Below are 15263 nucleotides of genomic sequence, written 5' to 3'. Positions count from 1 at the left end.
ACGGCATGTCGCCGTGGCTCCCCTCAACTCCGGCCGTCCCCGGTCACGGTGTAGACGGGGACTCTCAGAAGCAGGCCCCACGCCACGACGGTCACCGTGACAACCGTGATCAGCACGGCGGTCTGCGGGAGGACCCTGAACATGACGAGCACTGCTGTCAGACACGTCATGGCGGCGAAACCCCCGATGACGACGCTCACTTGCCGAACCGTCAATCCGAGGCACCGCAGCCGGTGGGCAATGTGATCCCTGCCGCCCTGCAGCACAGGTCTGCCCTCCCTGCGGCGCGCGACCATGACCAGAACGGTGTCCGCCGTGACGACCAGGGTGATGAGGAACAGACTGGTGTAGCCGGAAAAGGCGGCGTTGTCCCGGTGCATCGTCACGGTGGCGGACGACACCACGAAGCCCACGAAGAGCGAGCCCGCGTCCCCGAGAAAGATCCGCGCCGGGTGCCAGTTGTGGAGGAGGAAGCCCGCGCAGGCGCCGGCCAGGGCAGCCATGACCGACGCGGTGCCGACCAGACCTGCGGAGAGAGCGGCACAGCAGAGGAATCCCGCGGTGACGACGGTCACCGTGGACACCACCCCGTCCATGTTGTCGAGCAAGTTGAACGCGTTGGTGGTGAAGAGGATCCACGCGACCGCGAGTACCACGTCGAGCCATGTACCGAAGAGCACGGGATGGCCGCACCACAGAACCACCACCAGGGCCGCCGCCGCCTCGATGCACAGACGAACGCGGATGCTGAGCGGACGCAGGTCGTCGCTGAGGCCGAGAAGGGCGATGAGCGCAGCGCATGTGAGGACGACGCCGACCGTGGCGTCGTACTCCTTCGCGGCGAGCGCCGCCATGCTCGCCGCGGCCAGGGTGGCCAGCGCGACCGCGATGCCGCCGAGATAAGGCGTGGGACGGACGTGGACCCTGCGTGCGCTCGGCCGGTCGGTGTACCCGCGCCGCAGGGCCAGGCGCCGCAGTGGCTCGGTCAGCAGAGCAGCGATGAACAGAGCTCCCGTCCCCGTGACTGCCGACACCACCCACGGAGTCAGACCGGACATGGACCCGCCAGCACGGTCTGTCCGGTGGAATCGCCTGATTCGCCCTTGTCCGGGCCGTCGGCGACCAGCCCGAGTACCTGCCGCCTCACCTCACTCCGGGCATCCTCGACGGCGTCGGCCAGCACGTCGTCGAGGGTCCGCCTCGGCTCCCAGCCGGCGAAGGCCCTGAGTTTCGTGGTGTCGGGGACCCGGCGCTGCATGTCCTCGAACCCCGGTCCGTAGGCCTCGTTGTAGGACAGACGGCGCACGGACGACGTGCTCTTGGCACAGGCGACGATCCGCTCCGCCAGGTCGAGGATGGTGATCTCCTCGTCGCTGCCGATGTTGAAGGTCTCGCCTACGGCATCGGGAAGGTCGATCAGCGACAGGAGTGCCTCGACCACATCCGCGACATGAAGGAAGCAGCGGCTCTGCTGCCCGGTGCCGTAGACGGTGAGGGGTTCTCCGCGCACTGCCTGGCGGGCGAATCTCGGGATGACCATGCCGTAGGCGGGGCTCTGGCGAGGACCGACGGTGTTGAAGAACCGCACGATGGTGGAACGCAGTCCGTACTCCCGGCGGTACAGCTCGGCCAGGATCTCGTCGACCGCCTTGGCGGTGCTGTAGGACCACCGCGGGACAGAGGGACTGCCCAGGACACGGTCGGAGGTCTCGCTCAGCGGTCCGGAGGAGTTCTTGCCGTAGATCTCCGATGTGCTGGCAAGGACTACTCTCCGGTCATAGCGGTGGGCAGACCCGATGACCGTTTCGGTGCCTTTGGTGTTGATGGTGAAGGAATTCAGCGGCTGTTCGACGATGAGTTTCACACCGACGGCCGCCGCCAGGTGCACCACACAATCGCATTCACGCACCAACTCGTCGACGAGCGGCGCATCGAGTACGGAGCCCTGGACGAATCGGAAGTTACCCTGCCCGCGCGCACTCGCAAGGTTCTCCAGACGTCCCGTGCTGAGGTCATCGAATGCAACGACCGGCTCACCACGCGCCAGCAGTGCATCGACGAGATGGGAGCCGATGAAACCGGCTCCTCCGGTAACCAAGTACTTCGGACGTTCCGTCACGCCGTCACTCCAGGTTTGCGGGTGGGGCGTTGCCGGGGGCATGTGCACCGGCGACGCAGGGCAACGATAGCCGGGGAAGCGCAAATAGAATGAATTGAATCCCGCAATTAGCCCGTTCGTGCCCCCCTTGATGGCGCGCATGGCTCCATTCGCCTGACGAGCGTCACTCAAGTGATGGACGGGAAGCCGCGTCGAGCGAGTGACAGGCATATTCCTCCGAAACATTCTGCATGGCAAGCAGAGAGGAGTCTCACCGTGTCGGTGGCAACAAAGAAGGTGGTAGTGGTAGGCCAGGGGTATGTGGGCCTACCACTCGCCATTCGAGTGACGGAAGCCGGGCACAATGTCGTGGGTCTCGATGTGGACGAGATGCGCGTCAAACGACTGGCCTCCGGCGAGTCGTTCGCCGAGGACGTGACGTCCCATCGCCTCCTGGCGGCCCTCAACTCGGGCCGCTATTTCCTGAGTACCGATTACGCGGATATCGCGGGTTTCGATGTCTGCGTCATCACGGTGCCCACCCCGCTGAAGGACGGCGTCCCCGACCTGAGTTTCGTGGAGAACGCCGCGCAGGCAGTCGCCCAGCATCTGAGGCCGAACGCCACGGTGGTCCTCGAGTCCACCACGTATCCGTGCACCACCGAGCACGTGGTCTGCCCGATCCTGGAGGCGCGCAGCGGGCTCCGGGCAGGCAAGGACTTCTTCCTCGGATACAGCCCGGAACGCATCGACCCGGGAAATCCGACGTGGCACCTGGAGAACACGCCGAAGGTCGTCTCCGGTATGGATGACGCTTCCCTGCGGCATGTCCAGCAGTTCTACGACGACATCGTGGACCGCACCGTCCCGGTGAGTTCACCGCGTGCCGCCGAGCTGACCAAGCTCCTGGAGAACACGTTCCGCCATGTCAACATCGCCCTCGTCAACGAGCTTGCGATGTTCTGCAAACCACTCGGCATCGACATCTGGGAAGTGATCGACGCCGCGGCGACCAAGCCATTCGGTTTCATGCGGTTTCTGCCCGGGCCCGGCGTCGGAGGGCATTGCCTGCCCATTGATCCCTCCTACCTGTCATGGCAGGTCAAGCAGACACTCCAGCACGATTTCCGCTTCGTGGCACTGGCCAACGACATCAACAGCCATATGCCCGAGCATGTGGTGCTGCGCGTCGCCAGGGGGCTCAACGCCCACCGCAAGCCGGTCAACGGCAGCAATGTCCTGGTCCTCGGGCTCGCCTACAAGAAGAATACCGGCGACATCCGGGAGTCCCCCGCCGTTGCCGTGGCTCTGGGACTGAGGCAACTGGGCGCTCATGTCCTCGCGGTGGAACCGCATGTCGACCCCCTTCGGCTGCCCGGGGACATCCTGTGCGTCGAACTCACGGAGGAACAGGTCGCGGCAGCCGACGCCGTGGTCATCGCCACCGACCATGACGACTTCGATTACGCAATGGTGGAGCGTGTCGCCGACTACGTGTTCGACGCCTGCAATCGCTGCAGCGCAAAGAGCGTTGAGCGCCTGTGAGAAGGCTCCCCTGCACTCCGTTGGGGTAAGAAAAGGCGAGCGTGCATGCCATGCACCCCAAATCCCTCAGCGTGGACCTAGCGTAACTGTTCACTCACTCGCTCCGATCGGGGATGGCCTTGGATTTGCGCGAATACCTACGAGTCCTTTCCCGCCGTTGGCGTGTCATCGCCCTTGTGGCTTTGCTGGGGACAGGGACAGGCATCCTGACAAGCACCCTCGATACTCCTGAGTACCGGGCAACGACCACGCTCTTCGCCTCCCTCCAGGGTGGTGACGACACGTCCCAGCTCAATCAGGGGAACGCGTTCACCCAGGCGAGAGTCCAGTCCTACGCGGACGTGGCGGCCAGCCCGGAGGTGACCCGGCCGGTCGTGCAAAGACTCCGTCTCAAGATGACGCCGGCCCAGCTCGCCGCGCGGATCTCGGCGGAGGCGCCGCTCAACACGGTGCTGGTCCGTCTGACCGTCACCGACACCCGCGCGGCCCGGGCCGCCCGGATCAGCAACGCGGTCGCCGCTCGCTTCGCCTACGTGATCAGGGAGCTGGAACGCCCGGAGGAGAGCGACTCCCCGTCCCCGGTGCGGCTCACTGTCACCCAGCCCGCCACCGTGCCGACCGCGCCTTCGTCCCCGAACCCCCCTGTCAATGTCGCCCTCGGCCTGGCGGTGGGCCTGCTTCTCGGACTGGGGCTGGGTGTCGCCCTGGAGACGGTGGACACGTCGGTGCGCGACTCCAAAGCCCTCGCCGATTGCCTGGCGGGGGCAGGAGGGCCGGCCGTGCTGTCCAGCATCGTGCAGGACCCGCGAGCCGCACGGCAGCCCGTCTCCTTGCGCGACGACACGCACAGTCCGCGTGCAGAGGGCTTCCGGAAGCTTCGCGTCAATCTGCAGTTCGCGGACGTGGACCAGCGGCCGAAGGTGATCGCCGTCACCAGCCCGCTGCCCCGGGAGGGCAAGAGCAGCGTGTCGGTCAACCTGGCCGCCACCCTGGCCGAGGAGGGGGCGAAGGTGTGCCTGATCGACTGCGATCTGCGCCGCCCTTCGATCGCTCCCGCTCTCGGTCTGGTCAGGGACGCCGGGCTCACCACCGTTCTGGTGGGCCAGGCCGAGCTGCATCAGGTACTGCAGTCGGCCGGGTCCTTCGCCGTGCTCACCAGCGGGATGATTCCTCCCAACCCGACCCAGCTCCTCGGAAGCACCCACTTCAGCGCCTTGCTGCACACGCTTGCCGAACAGTTCGACCACGTCGTGGTGGACACCCCTCCGGTGCTCCCCTTCGCCGACACTCCGGCGATGGCACCCGCCGTTGACGGCTATCTGCTCGTGGCGCGCTCCGGACGGACGAGCCGGAGCCAGGTCATCGACGCCTTGCGCATCCTCGAGCGCGTCAATGTCCCCGTGCTGGGGGCCGTCATGAACGCCGCTCCGGCACGCGGGGAGGGCGAGGCGTACGGCTATGCGTACAAGTACCGGCCGAAGCAGAGCAGGAAAGCCCGGCTGACCGCACTCGTGTCGCCGCGCCGGGCGGCAGTGGTCCCCAACCTGGGGAAGAAGGCTGCCGAGAAACACGCGGCGTCGGTGTCGGCCAAGACACGGCCGTAGGGTCCAGGTGGCCCGGGGGGGGGGGGGGCCCCCCCCCCCCCCCCCCCCCCCCCGGCCGGGGTAGGGGGGGGGGGCGCCCGCCCCCCCCCCCCCAGAGAGGCCCCGGGGGGGGGGCGGGGCGGCCAACCCCGGGCCGGGGGGCGGCGGGGGCGCGGGCGGCCCCGCCCCCCCCGGGCCCCCCCACGGGCCACTGTGCGTTCTCCGGCTGTCCGGCACGCTCCGCCGCGACGCTTCACGGAGCCGGCTGGGTCCGCGGGACCATGCCGACTACGCCTGGGGAGCGAGCGTGCGTCGACCGCCGGGCGGGGCGAAGTGGCTCCTGCCGCCCGCTGTGCCAGGGTCGGCTCATGCGTTGTGCGCTGGTGGTCCCCTTCGCGGTCGTGGCCCTGGTCGGCGGGATGCTCGTCCGTTCATGCGAGACGAATGACGGAGCCGGGGGCCACGGCCCGGGCACGCGGGAGCGGACCGCGGCAGTGGTCGAACAGTTCGGCGTCGAGGTCGTCGAGGTCCTGCCCCATGACCCGACGGCCTTCACCCAGGGCCTGGAGATGACCGGCGGCATGCTGTACGAGAGCACGGGTGTGGACGGACAGTCCTCGGTTCGCGCGGGGCGGCCCGGCAAGTCCCCTGCGGTGCGCGCCGATCTGCCCCGGCCGCTGTTCGGCGAGGGACTCACCGTCATGGGGCCGACTCTGTGGCAGCTCACCTGGAAGAACGGCATCGCGGTCGAGCGGGACACAAGGACCCTGGCCGAGGTGCGCAGGGTCCCCTACCGGGACGAAGGCTGGGGAGTGTGCCACCAGCGGCATCGCGACCGGCTGGTGACGAGCAACGGCTCCTCCCGGCTCACGTTCCGCGACCCCAGGACACTCGCGAAGACCGGGGAGGTCGCCGTCACCGTCTATGGGCGGCCCGTGACGCGGCTGAACGAGCTGGAATGCGTCGGCGACGTCGTCTATGCCAACATCTGGGCCGCCGACCGGATCGTGCGCATCGACGCCGACACCGGCACGGTGACCGGGGACATCGACGCGCCGGCCCTGCTCGGCGCGGCCGAGAGACGGCGTGCGGACGTCCTGAACGGTATCGCGGCCGTTCCCGGGACCGACCAGTTCCTGATCACCGGCAAGTGGTGGCCCAAGATGTTCCGGGTCGCCTTCGTTCCCAAATGTCCGCGCACCGCCGGGAACCGGTCTGCGACAGCCGGCATCTCCGCGAGCCGGGAGCCGGATCGCTGCCTCGGCCCCGGGTGATTCCCACACTCGCGGCATGGGCGCGTTTCCCGTCCCGCCGGCGGCGAGGGCTGGGTCTCAGTGGACGAAGCTGTAGCTGCGCCAGGGGCCGGCGCCCGGCGCCACGACGTCGGACATCCCGCTCGGCACGTAGATCGACTCATCGCCGGAGCAGTCGGCCGTGGGGTAGAGGATCACATCCACCTCGGTCTCGTTCTCGACGGCGACGGCGCCGTCGGGACCAGGGCTGTCGCAGCCCCCGACCGGGGGGCTGTTCAGCGTCACATGATGCTTCCGCCCGGTTTCGAAGGTGAGGGGGCCCACGGCGGTGCGACCGAGGCCCGAACAGCCTGTGATGGCGAGGGCGAGGAGTGCCGCCCCGGCAGCGACAGCGGGGCGCCGGTAGGGGGTCACGGACACGGGCAGTCCTCGTCTCTGCGGGAAGGTCCTGGTGAAGGCCACCTTGCCGGTTCAGCGCCGCGGTGGCATCCGGTGGGCGGCCGGCCGGGGTATGGCCCTCGGAGTCCAGGGAGGTGTGCGGACGCCACACGGGTTACGCTCCGCATGCGTTCACGTACCGAGAGCGAGGAGGCGTCATGAGCGAGTACGACGAGTACACCACCCCGTCGCAGGCCGAGGGCGAGGACCCCGATCCGGTCGAGGAGCGGCACCCCCGCACTGTCAGGACCACTCCGTCCCAGGCCGAGGGTGAGCGGACCGAGGACGACGAGGACTGACCCCCGGCCGGCACCCGGACTTCGAGGCCAACGGCAGGAAGCCCCGCAGCCGAGCATGACCGTCGGGCGGGCGGTCCTGGTCAGGCCGGGTGCCCGTGCGGGAAGCCCGCCGGTGTCGCCGCGGACGCATGACCACCGGGTGGGGATCGCGGTGCCGTCAGCCGTCCGGAGACGGCTTGCGCGAGCACGGGCGGACGGTCGGCGACCGGGCGGCCGCTCGGGCCGGTCCCGGCACCCACCCCGCGTCACAATGGTGATGTGGCATGCCTGTCATCGTGGAGAGGCGGGGCATTCCCATGCCGTACGTAGCCGTGACCGCCCTGAGCCATACCGGCCTGGTGCGCGATCACAACGAGGACAGCCTCGTCGTCGGGCCGTGGACGCTGTGCGGCACCGTGACCGAGAATCCCCAGACGCTGCTGTTCCCCCTCGGCACCCCGCTCGCCGTGGCCGTCGCCGACGGGCTCGGCGGGCAGCCGGCCGGCGAAGTGGCCAGCTCTCTGGTGGTGCGCCAACTCGCCTCGCTCGGCCCTTCCCTGGACAGCGAGGACGCCGTGGGCGACGCATTGAAGCTGTGCAACCACTCGGTGTACGCGGCGGCCGGTGACGATCCGGAGCTGATCACGATGGGAACCACGGTCGCGGGCGCGGTCGTACTGCCCGGGTCGCTGATGGCCTTCAACATCGGCGACAGCAAGGTGTACGCCGTGACGCCGGACGGACTGCGCCAGGTGAGCGTCGACGACAGCCCGCCGCCGAGGCCCGGCCACCGCACCACCTCGGCCGTTCTCCAGACGCTCGGCGGCACCCATGCGTTCACCGCCGTCACGCCCCATGTGACGACGTCCGAGCTGTCCACCGGCGATCGCTACCTGGTCTGCACCGACGGCCTGACGGACCCCGTGCCGGAGGACGTACTGGACGAGCTGTTGCGGGTGCACGGCGACGGCAGGGCCGCTTTCGAACTGTGGAAGGCCGCCATCGAGGCCGGAGGCCCGGACAACATCACGCTCGCGCTCATACGCGTCGGCGAGTAGGGCGGCCTCCCCCGTCAGTGGAGATGCACGTTGACCCCGAGCAGTCCGAGTCCCGCCTCCGCCGCCTGGCGCCGGCAGCGCAACGGGCCGGCCAGCACCCGCTCGTCGTCAGGAGCGTCGTCCGGCCATATCCGTCCCTCGGCCGCCGCCCGCTGCGCCGGTCAGAAGCCGAGTGCCCGCTCCACGGCCGGCAGGCTGCGCCGCACCTCGCGCGAGCTGAGCGCGAAGTCCCCGCGTCAGCCGGGGAGCAGGGCCCCACGCTACGGGCCGGCGCTGAACAGCGCGCTCAGCGCGTAGTCCTTGCGGTAGACGCCGAAGTACGGGCGGACGTCATCGGAGATCCGGTCGTACACGTCGTACAGGTGAAAGTCGCAGTCGCCGCTGCACTGCAGTTCGTCCAGCGGGGTCTTGGAGGTGGATGTGATGGCTCTGCCCTTCTCGGGGTCGCGCCACAGGGCGTCCCACTCCTGGTGGTCCGGCAGCGGCTGCGCACACCAGGCACGCCAGTCGCGCTGTGTCTCCGTGAGCCGCCGCGCCGCGCGATCAGCGGCTGAACACGCGGCCGCAACGCGCCCATGACGTCGTCCGAGTGGGCAGTGATCGCCCACGCCGAAGACCACCCCATCGCCGTCCCCTTCCCCCGTAGCGGCCTGGATTCCGACGCTACGGGGCGGGTCCGACAATGGACGGGCGCAGGCTCAGTCGTCGATCGCGTCCATGACGGCCCCCAGGTCCACGAACTTGAAGCCGGTGGCATCGCGGTCCGCATCGGCCGGGGTGTCGTGGCCGTCCTGGACCACCAGCAGGCCGTTCGGGTACTTGCGGCCCAAGGACGCGTTGAGCACAGCGGCGCCGTCGCACTCCTCGGAGCCGTCGAGGGACGCGGAGGCGGCCGTGACGCGGAAGCCGGCCTCGTACTCGTTGTCGTCCGCCACCTCGCGGTCGTACGCGGCGAACGTGTTGTCGCCCTGGCTGGAGGCCAGGACGTAACCGTCGCCGTCGGGCTCGGTGAGCAGCGTCAGTCCCTCGACGTCCGCGCTGAGACGCCTTCCGCCGTAGCCGGGGTCGGCTCCGGGGACGCACTCGTCCGTCGGCTCGTCGTAGGTGGCGGGGACGCCGTACTCGCGGACCTTGTCGATGAGTTCGGGGGCGGAGGTCAGGTCGGCGCGCATCCGCCAGATCCCCACGTCCTCCTGGCCCGCGTAGAGCATGCCGTTCGCCGGGTCGACCACCATGCCCTCGACCTGGGGGAGTTCACCGGGCTCGGCACACGGGGTCCAGGAGGTGCCGCCCGGGAGGCGGAAGGAGGACGGCAGGTCCAGGGTGCGGATCTTGCGATAGGTGACCTTGCCGCCGGCGGTGGCCGTCAGCTCCAGCAGGGCGATGCCGGTGCGCTCGCGGCGGCTGACCAGGGCGTACGAGCGGCCCGTCGCCGGGTCGGTCCAGGTGGCCAGGCCGTACGCGGTCCGCTGGTCGTTGATCTCGTCCTGGTTCGCGGAGAACACGGCCGGGGCCACGGGGTCGGTGATGTCGGTGAGCGGGCCGCCGGGGCGGGCGCGGTCGATGCGGTAGACGCGGAGCCGGTCGTGCCCGCGGTCGGTGGTCACGGCGAGGTCGGCCCGGCCGGACGGCAGGCGCAGGCCGTGGACGAGATCGACGTTGTTGAAGCGGCCGGGGGCGTCGCCGGTCGCGGCGGGCGGCGGTGCGGGGACGGCCTGGAGGGGACGGGCGTCGAGGTCGTAGACGCGCAGCCCGCCCTCCTTCGCGGTGGCGATCACCAGACTGCGGCCCGGGTCGGCGGCGTTGCGCCAGATCGCGGGATCGTCGGCGTCGGCGTTGCCGCCTGCCTCGTCGCCGTACAGCGTGGGCGTCTTCGCCCGCGCGGTGACGGCGGGCAGGGCCCCGGCGTCGGTTGCGGCGGCCGATGCGGGGATGACGGCGGCCAGTGCCGTCAGTGCCGTGACGAGAGCGGCTGCGCGAGCGTTCACGAGGGAAGCTCCTCATGTCGGGAACATGACGATTGCCGCCGGGTAGCCTCGAACCGCGCGATGACGGCCCGGCATCCGCAAGGCGATGCCAACATGTGCGCGTCATGAACTCGGCGGCGCCACCGCCCGAGTACGACGGCCGCAAGGGCGCGCAGCAGAGCCTCGCCACCGGGACTGCACAGGCTGTGTGCCGCCCCGTCCCGTTCCCATGGTGTCACCCGGATGCCGTAGCCGGACAGGCACACAGGCCACGCCACCCCTTGACTGGGGCGCGGGGTCGACTGTGGGAGGCGTGATGGCGAGCGGATGGATACGCAGGGTGTCGGGTGCCGTTCTGGCGGCGGTCGTCGCCGTCGGCGCGGCGGGCTGCTCGGACGACGGGAGCAGCCCGTCGGACACCGTGTCGAAGGCCGCGTCCGCGGTGGAGTCGGCAGGCTCGGCGCTCGCGTCGGCCGCGTCGCAGGCGCCGGAGGTACTCGCCTCCGCGACCGCCGAGGCGCACAAGAAGCTCGACTCGATCAAGGGCGGCGTCGACGCCAGGGACGAGGTGACGCTCGGCGACCCCTCGACCGACGCCGACGGGCGCTCCACGGTGGACGTCTCCGCCCGCAACACCGACGACACCACCCGGTCCTTCGCGGTCCAGGTCAACTTCGAGGACAAGGACGGCAACCTCCTGGACACGGTCGTGGTGACGATCGCCGACGTGCCGGCGGGCAAGACCGGGCGCGGCACCGCACGCAGCAAGCGCAAGATGTCGGGAGACATCACCGTGAAGGTCGGCTCGGCACTGCGGTACTGACCCGACAGCCGTACCGAGCGGCGGCCCGCACACCGGGCGGGCGGTTTTCCGGCCCGCCGGGGACCGTCCGGTGGGCGGGTGGAAGGTCCGGGCCGGGGCCGGGCGGCGCAAGCGCCCCCGCCCGGCAGGCGACCAGTGGCACACTGACGGACCGGTCGCCTTGAAGGAGCCCCAGCCGTGCCCATGATCCGCAGACTGCGTCGCGTGGTCCGCCGCGCCTATCGCCGCACCGTGGACCTGAGCCACCCGGCCAGGTCGCCGCTGGGCAGCGCGGTGGTCAACTGCGTGATGTACGAGGACGGGGTACGCCGGGACGGAGCCCACACGGCGGACGAAGCGCTGCGTCTGGTGCGCAAGTCCGGCCGCGGCTTCGTCTGGATCGGGCTGCACGAGCCCACCGAGGCGGAGTTCGCCGGGTTCGCCGAGCTGTTCGATCTGCATCCGCTCGCCGTCGCGGACGCGGTGCAGGCGCATCAGCGCCCCAAGGTGCAGCGCTACGACGACACAGGGGGCGGCAGGGGTGCGGGGACGCTGTTCGCCGTGTTCAAGACCTGCCGGTATGTCGAGCACGAGGAGCTCACCGCGGCCAGTGAGGTGGTGGACACCGGCGAGCTGATGGTCTTCACCGGCGCCGACTTCGTGATCACCGTCAGGCACGGCCGGCACGGTTCGCTCGGACCCTTGCGGGAGGCGTTGGAGTCCGCACCCGAGCAGCTGGCCAAGGGCCCGGCCGTCGTGCTGCACGCCATTGCCGACCAGGTCGTCGACGACTACCTGGCGGTCGCGGACGCCGTGCAGGACGACATCGACGACGTCGAGACCGCCGTCTTCAGCGAGCAGGCCGGCCGTGGTGACGCCGGGCGGATCTACCAGCTCAAGCGCGAACTGCTGGAGCTCAGGCGGGCCGTGGCGCCGCTGGACCGGCCCCTGTGGGCACTGGCCACCCGCCCCCTGCCACCGGTCGGCCCGGAGATACAGCCGTACTTCCGCGACATCGTCGACCATCTGGCGCGGATCAACGAACAGATCACCGGCTTCGACGGGCTGCTCGACTCGATCCTGCAGGCCCATCTCGCCCAGGTGACCGTCGCCCAGAACGAGGACATGCGCAAGATCACGGCCTGGGCCGCCATCGTCGCCGTACCGACGATGGTCTGCGGCGTCTACGGCATGAACTTCGAGCACATGCCGGAGCTGCGCTGGACGTACGGCTATCCGCTCGTCCTCGGGGTGATGGCGACCGCGTGTCTGGTCATCCACCGCAGCTTCCGCCGCAACGGCTGGCTCTGACCTCCGTCCCTCACGTCAGGGCGATGAACAGACCCAGGGTCAGCAGGGCCACCAGGCCTCCGTACAGACCGAACGTCACCGAGCGGGCTTCGGCGGACGGGTCGGTGCCGCCGTCCCGGGCGAGGCCCAGGGCGGATCTCACGAGCAAGCACAGCGCTGCCGCGCAGCAGGCGGCGATCAGTGTGTCCGTCACGACGCGACGATCTCACGGGGCGTCAGGTGCCGCATCCTCAGGAGAGGGGTCCGGACCACCCGCCAGCTCCCTCAGGGTGTCCGCCAGCCACTTCGTCCAGAACGTCTCCAGTTCGATCCCGCCCCGCAGCACCACATGCCGCAGCCGGTCCTCCTGGGTCACCCGGCGCTCGGGCGGGAAGTCGCGCTGCTCGATCGCCTCGTACTCGGCCAACTGGGCGCTGTGCAGCTCCAGATGCCGTACGAGCTCCGCCTCCAGATCCACGCTGTCCACCACCGCCGCCGCACGCAGACGCAGCAGCAGCGGGTCGCGGCCGGGCCGGGGGTCCTCGGGCCGGCCCACCCACTCGGCCAGCGCCTCGCGACCCGCGGGCAGGACCTCGTACTCCTTCTTCTGTCCACGGGTCGGCTGGGCGGACGGCAGGGCACGAATGTGCCCTGCCGTCTCGAGTTTGCCCAGTTCCCGGTAGATCTGCTGGTGGGTGGCCGACCAGAAGTAGCCGATCGACTTGTCGAAACGGCGGGTCAGCTCCAGGCCCGACGAGGGCTTTTCGAGCAGGGCCGTGAGGATCGCGTGCGGGAGGGACATGGCCCGCATCCTAGGGATGCCGGGTCACAGCGTCGCAGCCAGCCGGGTGCCCTGGTCGATCGCGCGCTTGGCGTCCAGCTCGGCTGCCACGTCGGCGCCGCCGATGAGGTGCACCGAACGGCCGGCCGCGGACAGCTCGTCGTACAGCGAGCGCTGCGGCACCTGGCCGGTGCAGAGCACCACCGTGTCGACGGGCAGCACGGAGGTGGCGCCGTCGACGCTCAGGTGCAGGCCCTCGTCGTCGATCCGCTCGTACGTCGCCCCCGCGGTCATGGTGACGCCGCGGTGCTTGAGCTCGGTGCGGTGGATCCAGCCCGTGGTCTTGCCGAGGCCCGCGCCGACCTTGCTGGTCTTGCGCTGCAGGAGATGCACGGCCCGCGGCGGGGCGGAGCGCTCCGGCCGGGTCAGTCCGCCGGGGGTGGCGTACTCGGTGTCGACGCCCCACTGGCGGAAGTAGATCTCGGGGTCCAGGCTCGCGCCCTCACCGCCGTCGGTGAGGAACTCGGCGACGTCGAAGCCGATGCCGCCCGCACCGATGACGGCGACGCGCTCACCCACCGCAGCGCCGTCGCGCAGGACGTCGAGGTAGGTGACGACACTCGGGTGGTCGACGCCCTCGATCTCGGGAGTCCTGGGCGTGACGCCGGTGGCGACGACCACCTCGTCGTAGTCGGCCGCGGACAGGTCGTCGGCGCCGACACGGGTACCGAGCCGCAGCGCGACCCCGCGCAGTTCGAGCTGGGTGCGGAAGTAGCGCAGCGTCTCGTCGAACTCCTCCTTGCCCGGGATCCGCTTGGCGATGTTGAGCTGTCCGCCGATCTCGTCGGCCGCGTCGAACAGGGTGACGTCGTGGCCGCGCTCGGCGGCCGAGACGGCGCAGGCGAGGCCGGCCGGCCCGGCGCCGACGACCGCGATGCGCTTGCGCCGCCGCGTCGGGGAGAGGACGAGCTCGGTCTCGTGGCAGGCACGCGGGTTGACCAGGCAGGAGGTGAGCTTGCCGCTGAAGGTGTGGTCCAGGCAGGCCTGGTTGCAGCCGATGCAGGTGTTGATGGTGTCGGAGCGGCCGGCCTGCGCCTTGGCGACGAACTGCGGGTCGGCGAGGAAGGGCCGGGCCATCGACACCATGTCGGCGCGCCCGTCGGCGAGCAGCTGCTCGGCGACCTCCGGGGTATTGATGCGGTTGCTGGTGATCAGCGGGACGGACACCGCGCCCATCAGCTTCTTGGTCACCCAGCTGAAGGCGCCGCGCGGCACGGAGGTCGCGATGGTGGGAATACGGGCCTCGTGCCAGCCGATGCCCGTGTTGATGATCGTCGCGCCGGCCGCCTCGATCTCCTTGGCGAGCGTGATCACCTCGTCCAGCGAGGAGCCGCCGGGCACCAGGTCCAGCATGGAGAGACGGTAGATGAGGATGAACTCATCGCCGACCTCGGCCCTGATCCGACGGATGATCTCCAGCGGGAGCCGGATGCGGTTCTCGTACGAGCCGCCCCAGCGGTCGGTCCGGTGGTTGGTGGCGCTCGCGATGAACTCGTTGATGAAGTAGCCCTCGGAGCCCATGACCTCGACGCCGTCGTAGCCCGCTGACCTGGCCAGGCGGGCCGCCCGTACGAAGTCGTCGATGGTCTCCTCGACCTCGGCGTCGGTCAGGGCGTGCGGGACGAAGGGGCTGATGGGAGCCTGGATGGCGCTCGGGGCCACCAGGTCGGCGTGGTACGCGTACCGGCCGAAGTGCAGGATCTGCATGGCGATCCGGCCGCCCTCGGCGTGCACGGCGTCGGTGACGACCCGGTGCTCCGCCGCCTCTTCCTCGGTGGTGAGCTTGGCGCCGCCCTCGTAGGGGCGGCCGCGGTCGTTCGGCGAGATGCCGCCGGTGACTATGAGGCCGACGCCGCCGCGGGCGCGCTCGGCATAGAAGGCGGCCATCCGCTCGAAGCCGCGCTCGGCCTCCTCGAGGCCGATGTGCATGGACCCCATCAGGACCCGGTTGGGCAGGGTCGTGAACCCGAGGTCGAGCGGGCTCAGCAGATGCGGATACGGCGTACCGGTGCCTGGGCTCGTGGTCGGGCTCGCGCTCATCGGGGTGTCTCCTCGGGAAGGTGTCGTCCTTTCTGTTCTAGCGGCACCCGGGCGATTGTGCAACAAAGTG

At 69.9% G+C, this 15263-nt stretch carries 15 protein-coding genes; 7 read left to right on the top strand and 8 right to left on the bottom strand.

Annotation, left to right across the window (positions count from 1 at the left end):
- Positions 1-23: 23 nt before the first annotated feature.
- Positions 24-1058: an MraY family glycosyltransferase gene (locus ACFYWI_RS14565; RefSeq protein WP_389230703.1), complete on the bottom strand. Its 1035-nt coding sequence runs from the start codon at positions 1056-1058 to the stop codon at positions 24-26.
- The gene (locus tag ACFYWI_RS14560) at positions 1046-2119 is read right to left on the bottom strand and encodes an NAD-dependent epimerase/dehydratase family protein (RefSeq protein WP_389230700.1); all 1074 of its coding nucleotides are present in this window, start codon (positions 2117-2119) and stop codon (positions 1046-1048) included. The genes ACFYWI_RS14565 and ACFYWI_RS14560 overlap by 13 nt, the downstream gene beginning before the upstream one ends.
- 255 nt (positions 2120-2374) lie before the next feature.
- Between ACFYWI_RS14560 and ACFYWI_RS14555 the strand changes: the two genes are divergently transcribed.
- The 3 genes from ACFYWI_RS14555 (at position 2375) to ACFYWI_RS14545 (ending at position 6500) form a co-directional block, all read left to right on the top strand.
- Positions 2375-3643, top strand: a complete 1269-nt coding sequence (locus tag ACFYWI_RS14555; RefSeq protein WP_389230697.1) for a nucleotide sugar dehydrogenase — start codon at positions 2375-2377, stop codon at positions 3641-3643.
- Between the two features lie 176 nt (positions 3644-3819).
- On the top strand, positions 3820-5247 hold the full coding sequence (locus tag ACFYWI_RS14550; RefSeq protein WP_389230694.1) for a polysaccharide biosynthesis tyrosine autokinase: 1428 nt from the start codon (positions 3820-3822) through the stop codon (positions 5245-5247).
- A gap of 347 nt (positions 5248-5594) precedes the next feature.
- A complete protein-coding gene (locus ACFYWI_RS14545) occupies positions 5595-6500 on the top strand; it encodes a glutaminyl-peptide cyclotransferase (protein WP_389230691.1) in 906 nt (301 codons plus the stop codon).
- Positions 6501-6557: 57 nt separating this feature from the next.
- Here the strand turns inward: ACFYWI_RS14545 and ACFYWI_RS14540 are convergent, their stop codons facing one another.
- Entirely contained in the window at positions 6558-6941 is a 384-nt protein-coding gene (locus ACFYWI_RS14540; RefSeq protein ID WP_389230688.1) for a hypothetical protein, read from the bottom strand.
- A 134-nt stretch (positions 6942-7075) separates the two neighbouring features.
- On the opposite strand from ACFYWI_RS14540, the gene ACFYWI_RS14535 reads away from it, so the two are divergent.
- Together ACFYWI_RS14535 and ACFYWI_RS14530 are read left to right on the top strand one after the other, a co-directional pair.
- Positions 7076-7216: a hypothetical protein gene (locus ACFYWI_RS14535; protein ID WP_389230685.1), complete on the top strand. Its 141-nt coding sequence runs from the start codon at positions 7076-7078 to the stop codon at positions 7214-7216.
- A 296-nt stretch (positions 7217-7512) separates the two neighbouring features.
- Positions 7513-8253: a PP2C family protein-serine/threonine phosphatase gene (locus tag ACFYWI_RS14530; protein ID WP_389230975.1), complete on the top strand. Its 741-nt coding sequence runs from the start codon at positions 7513-7515 to the stop codon at positions 8251-8253.
- Positions 8254-8513: 260 nt separating this feature from the next.
- Here the strand turns inward: ACFYWI_RS14530 and ACFYWI_RS14525 are convergent, their stop codons facing one another.
- Positions 8514-8873: a hypothetical protein gene (locus ACFYWI_RS14525; RefSeq protein WP_389230682.1), complete on the bottom strand. Its 360-nt coding sequence runs from the start codon at positions 8871-8873 to the stop codon at positions 8514-8516.
- A 78-nt stretch (positions 8874-8951) separates the two neighbouring features.
- A complete protein-coding gene (locus ACFYWI_RS14520) occupies positions 8952-10241 on the bottom strand; it encodes a phytase (RefSeq protein WP_389230679.1) in 1290 nt (429 codons plus the stop codon).
- Between the two features lie 295 nt (positions 10242-10536).
- Between ACFYWI_RS14520 and ACFYWI_RS14515 the strand changes: the two genes are divergently transcribed.
- Positions 10537-11043, top strand: coding sequence for an FxLYD domain-containing protein (locus ACFYWI_RS14515; RefSeq protein WP_389230676.1), 507 nt, complete (start codon positions 10537-10539; stop codon positions 11041-11043).
- 183 nt (positions 11044-11226) lie between these two features.
- Positions 11227-12333: a magnesium and cobalt transport protein CorA gene (locus ACFYWI_RS14510; protein ID WP_389230673.1), complete on the top strand. Its 1107-nt coding sequence runs from the start codon at positions 11227-11229 to the stop codon at positions 12331-12333.
- A 10-nt stretch (positions 12334-12343) separates the two neighbouring features.
- Here ACFYWI_RS14510 and ACFYWI_RS14505 read toward each other — a convergent pair whose 3' ends face one another.
- Genes ACFYWI_RS14505 through ACFYWI_RS14495 form a run of 3 tightly spaced genes read right to left on the bottom strand, consistent with a single transcriptional unit; the run spans position 12344 to position 15193 of the window.
- The gene (locus ACFYWI_RS14505; RefSeq protein ID WP_389230670.1) at positions 12344-12526 is read right to left on the bottom strand and encodes a hypothetical protein; all 183 of its coding nucleotides are present in this window, start codon (positions 12524-12526) and stop codon (positions 12344-12346) included.
- A 12-nt stretch (positions 12527-12538) separates the two neighbouring features.
- Positions 12539-13114, bottom strand: a complete 576-nt coding sequence (locus ACFYWI_RS14500) for a PadR family transcriptional regulator (protein ID WP_389230667.1) — start codon at positions 13112-13114, stop codon at positions 12539-12541.
- A 24-nt stretch (positions 13115-13138) separates the two neighbouring features.
- The gene (locus ACFYWI_RS14495; protein WP_389230664.1) at positions 13139-15193 is read right to left on the bottom strand and encodes an FAD-dependent oxidoreductase; all 2055 of its coding nucleotides are present in this window, start codon (positions 15191-15193) and stop codon (positions 13139-13141) included.
- Positions 15194-15263: the final 70 nt, after the last annotated feature.

The organism is Streptomyces sp. NPDC002889 (assembly GCF_042888425.1).
Classification (GTDB): Bacteria; Actinomycetota; Actinomycetes; order Streptomycetales; family Streptomycetaceae; genus Streptomyces.
The sequence above is the reverse complement of the archived record's forward strand: the minus strand, read 5'-3'. Positions and strand labels throughout refer to the sequence as shown.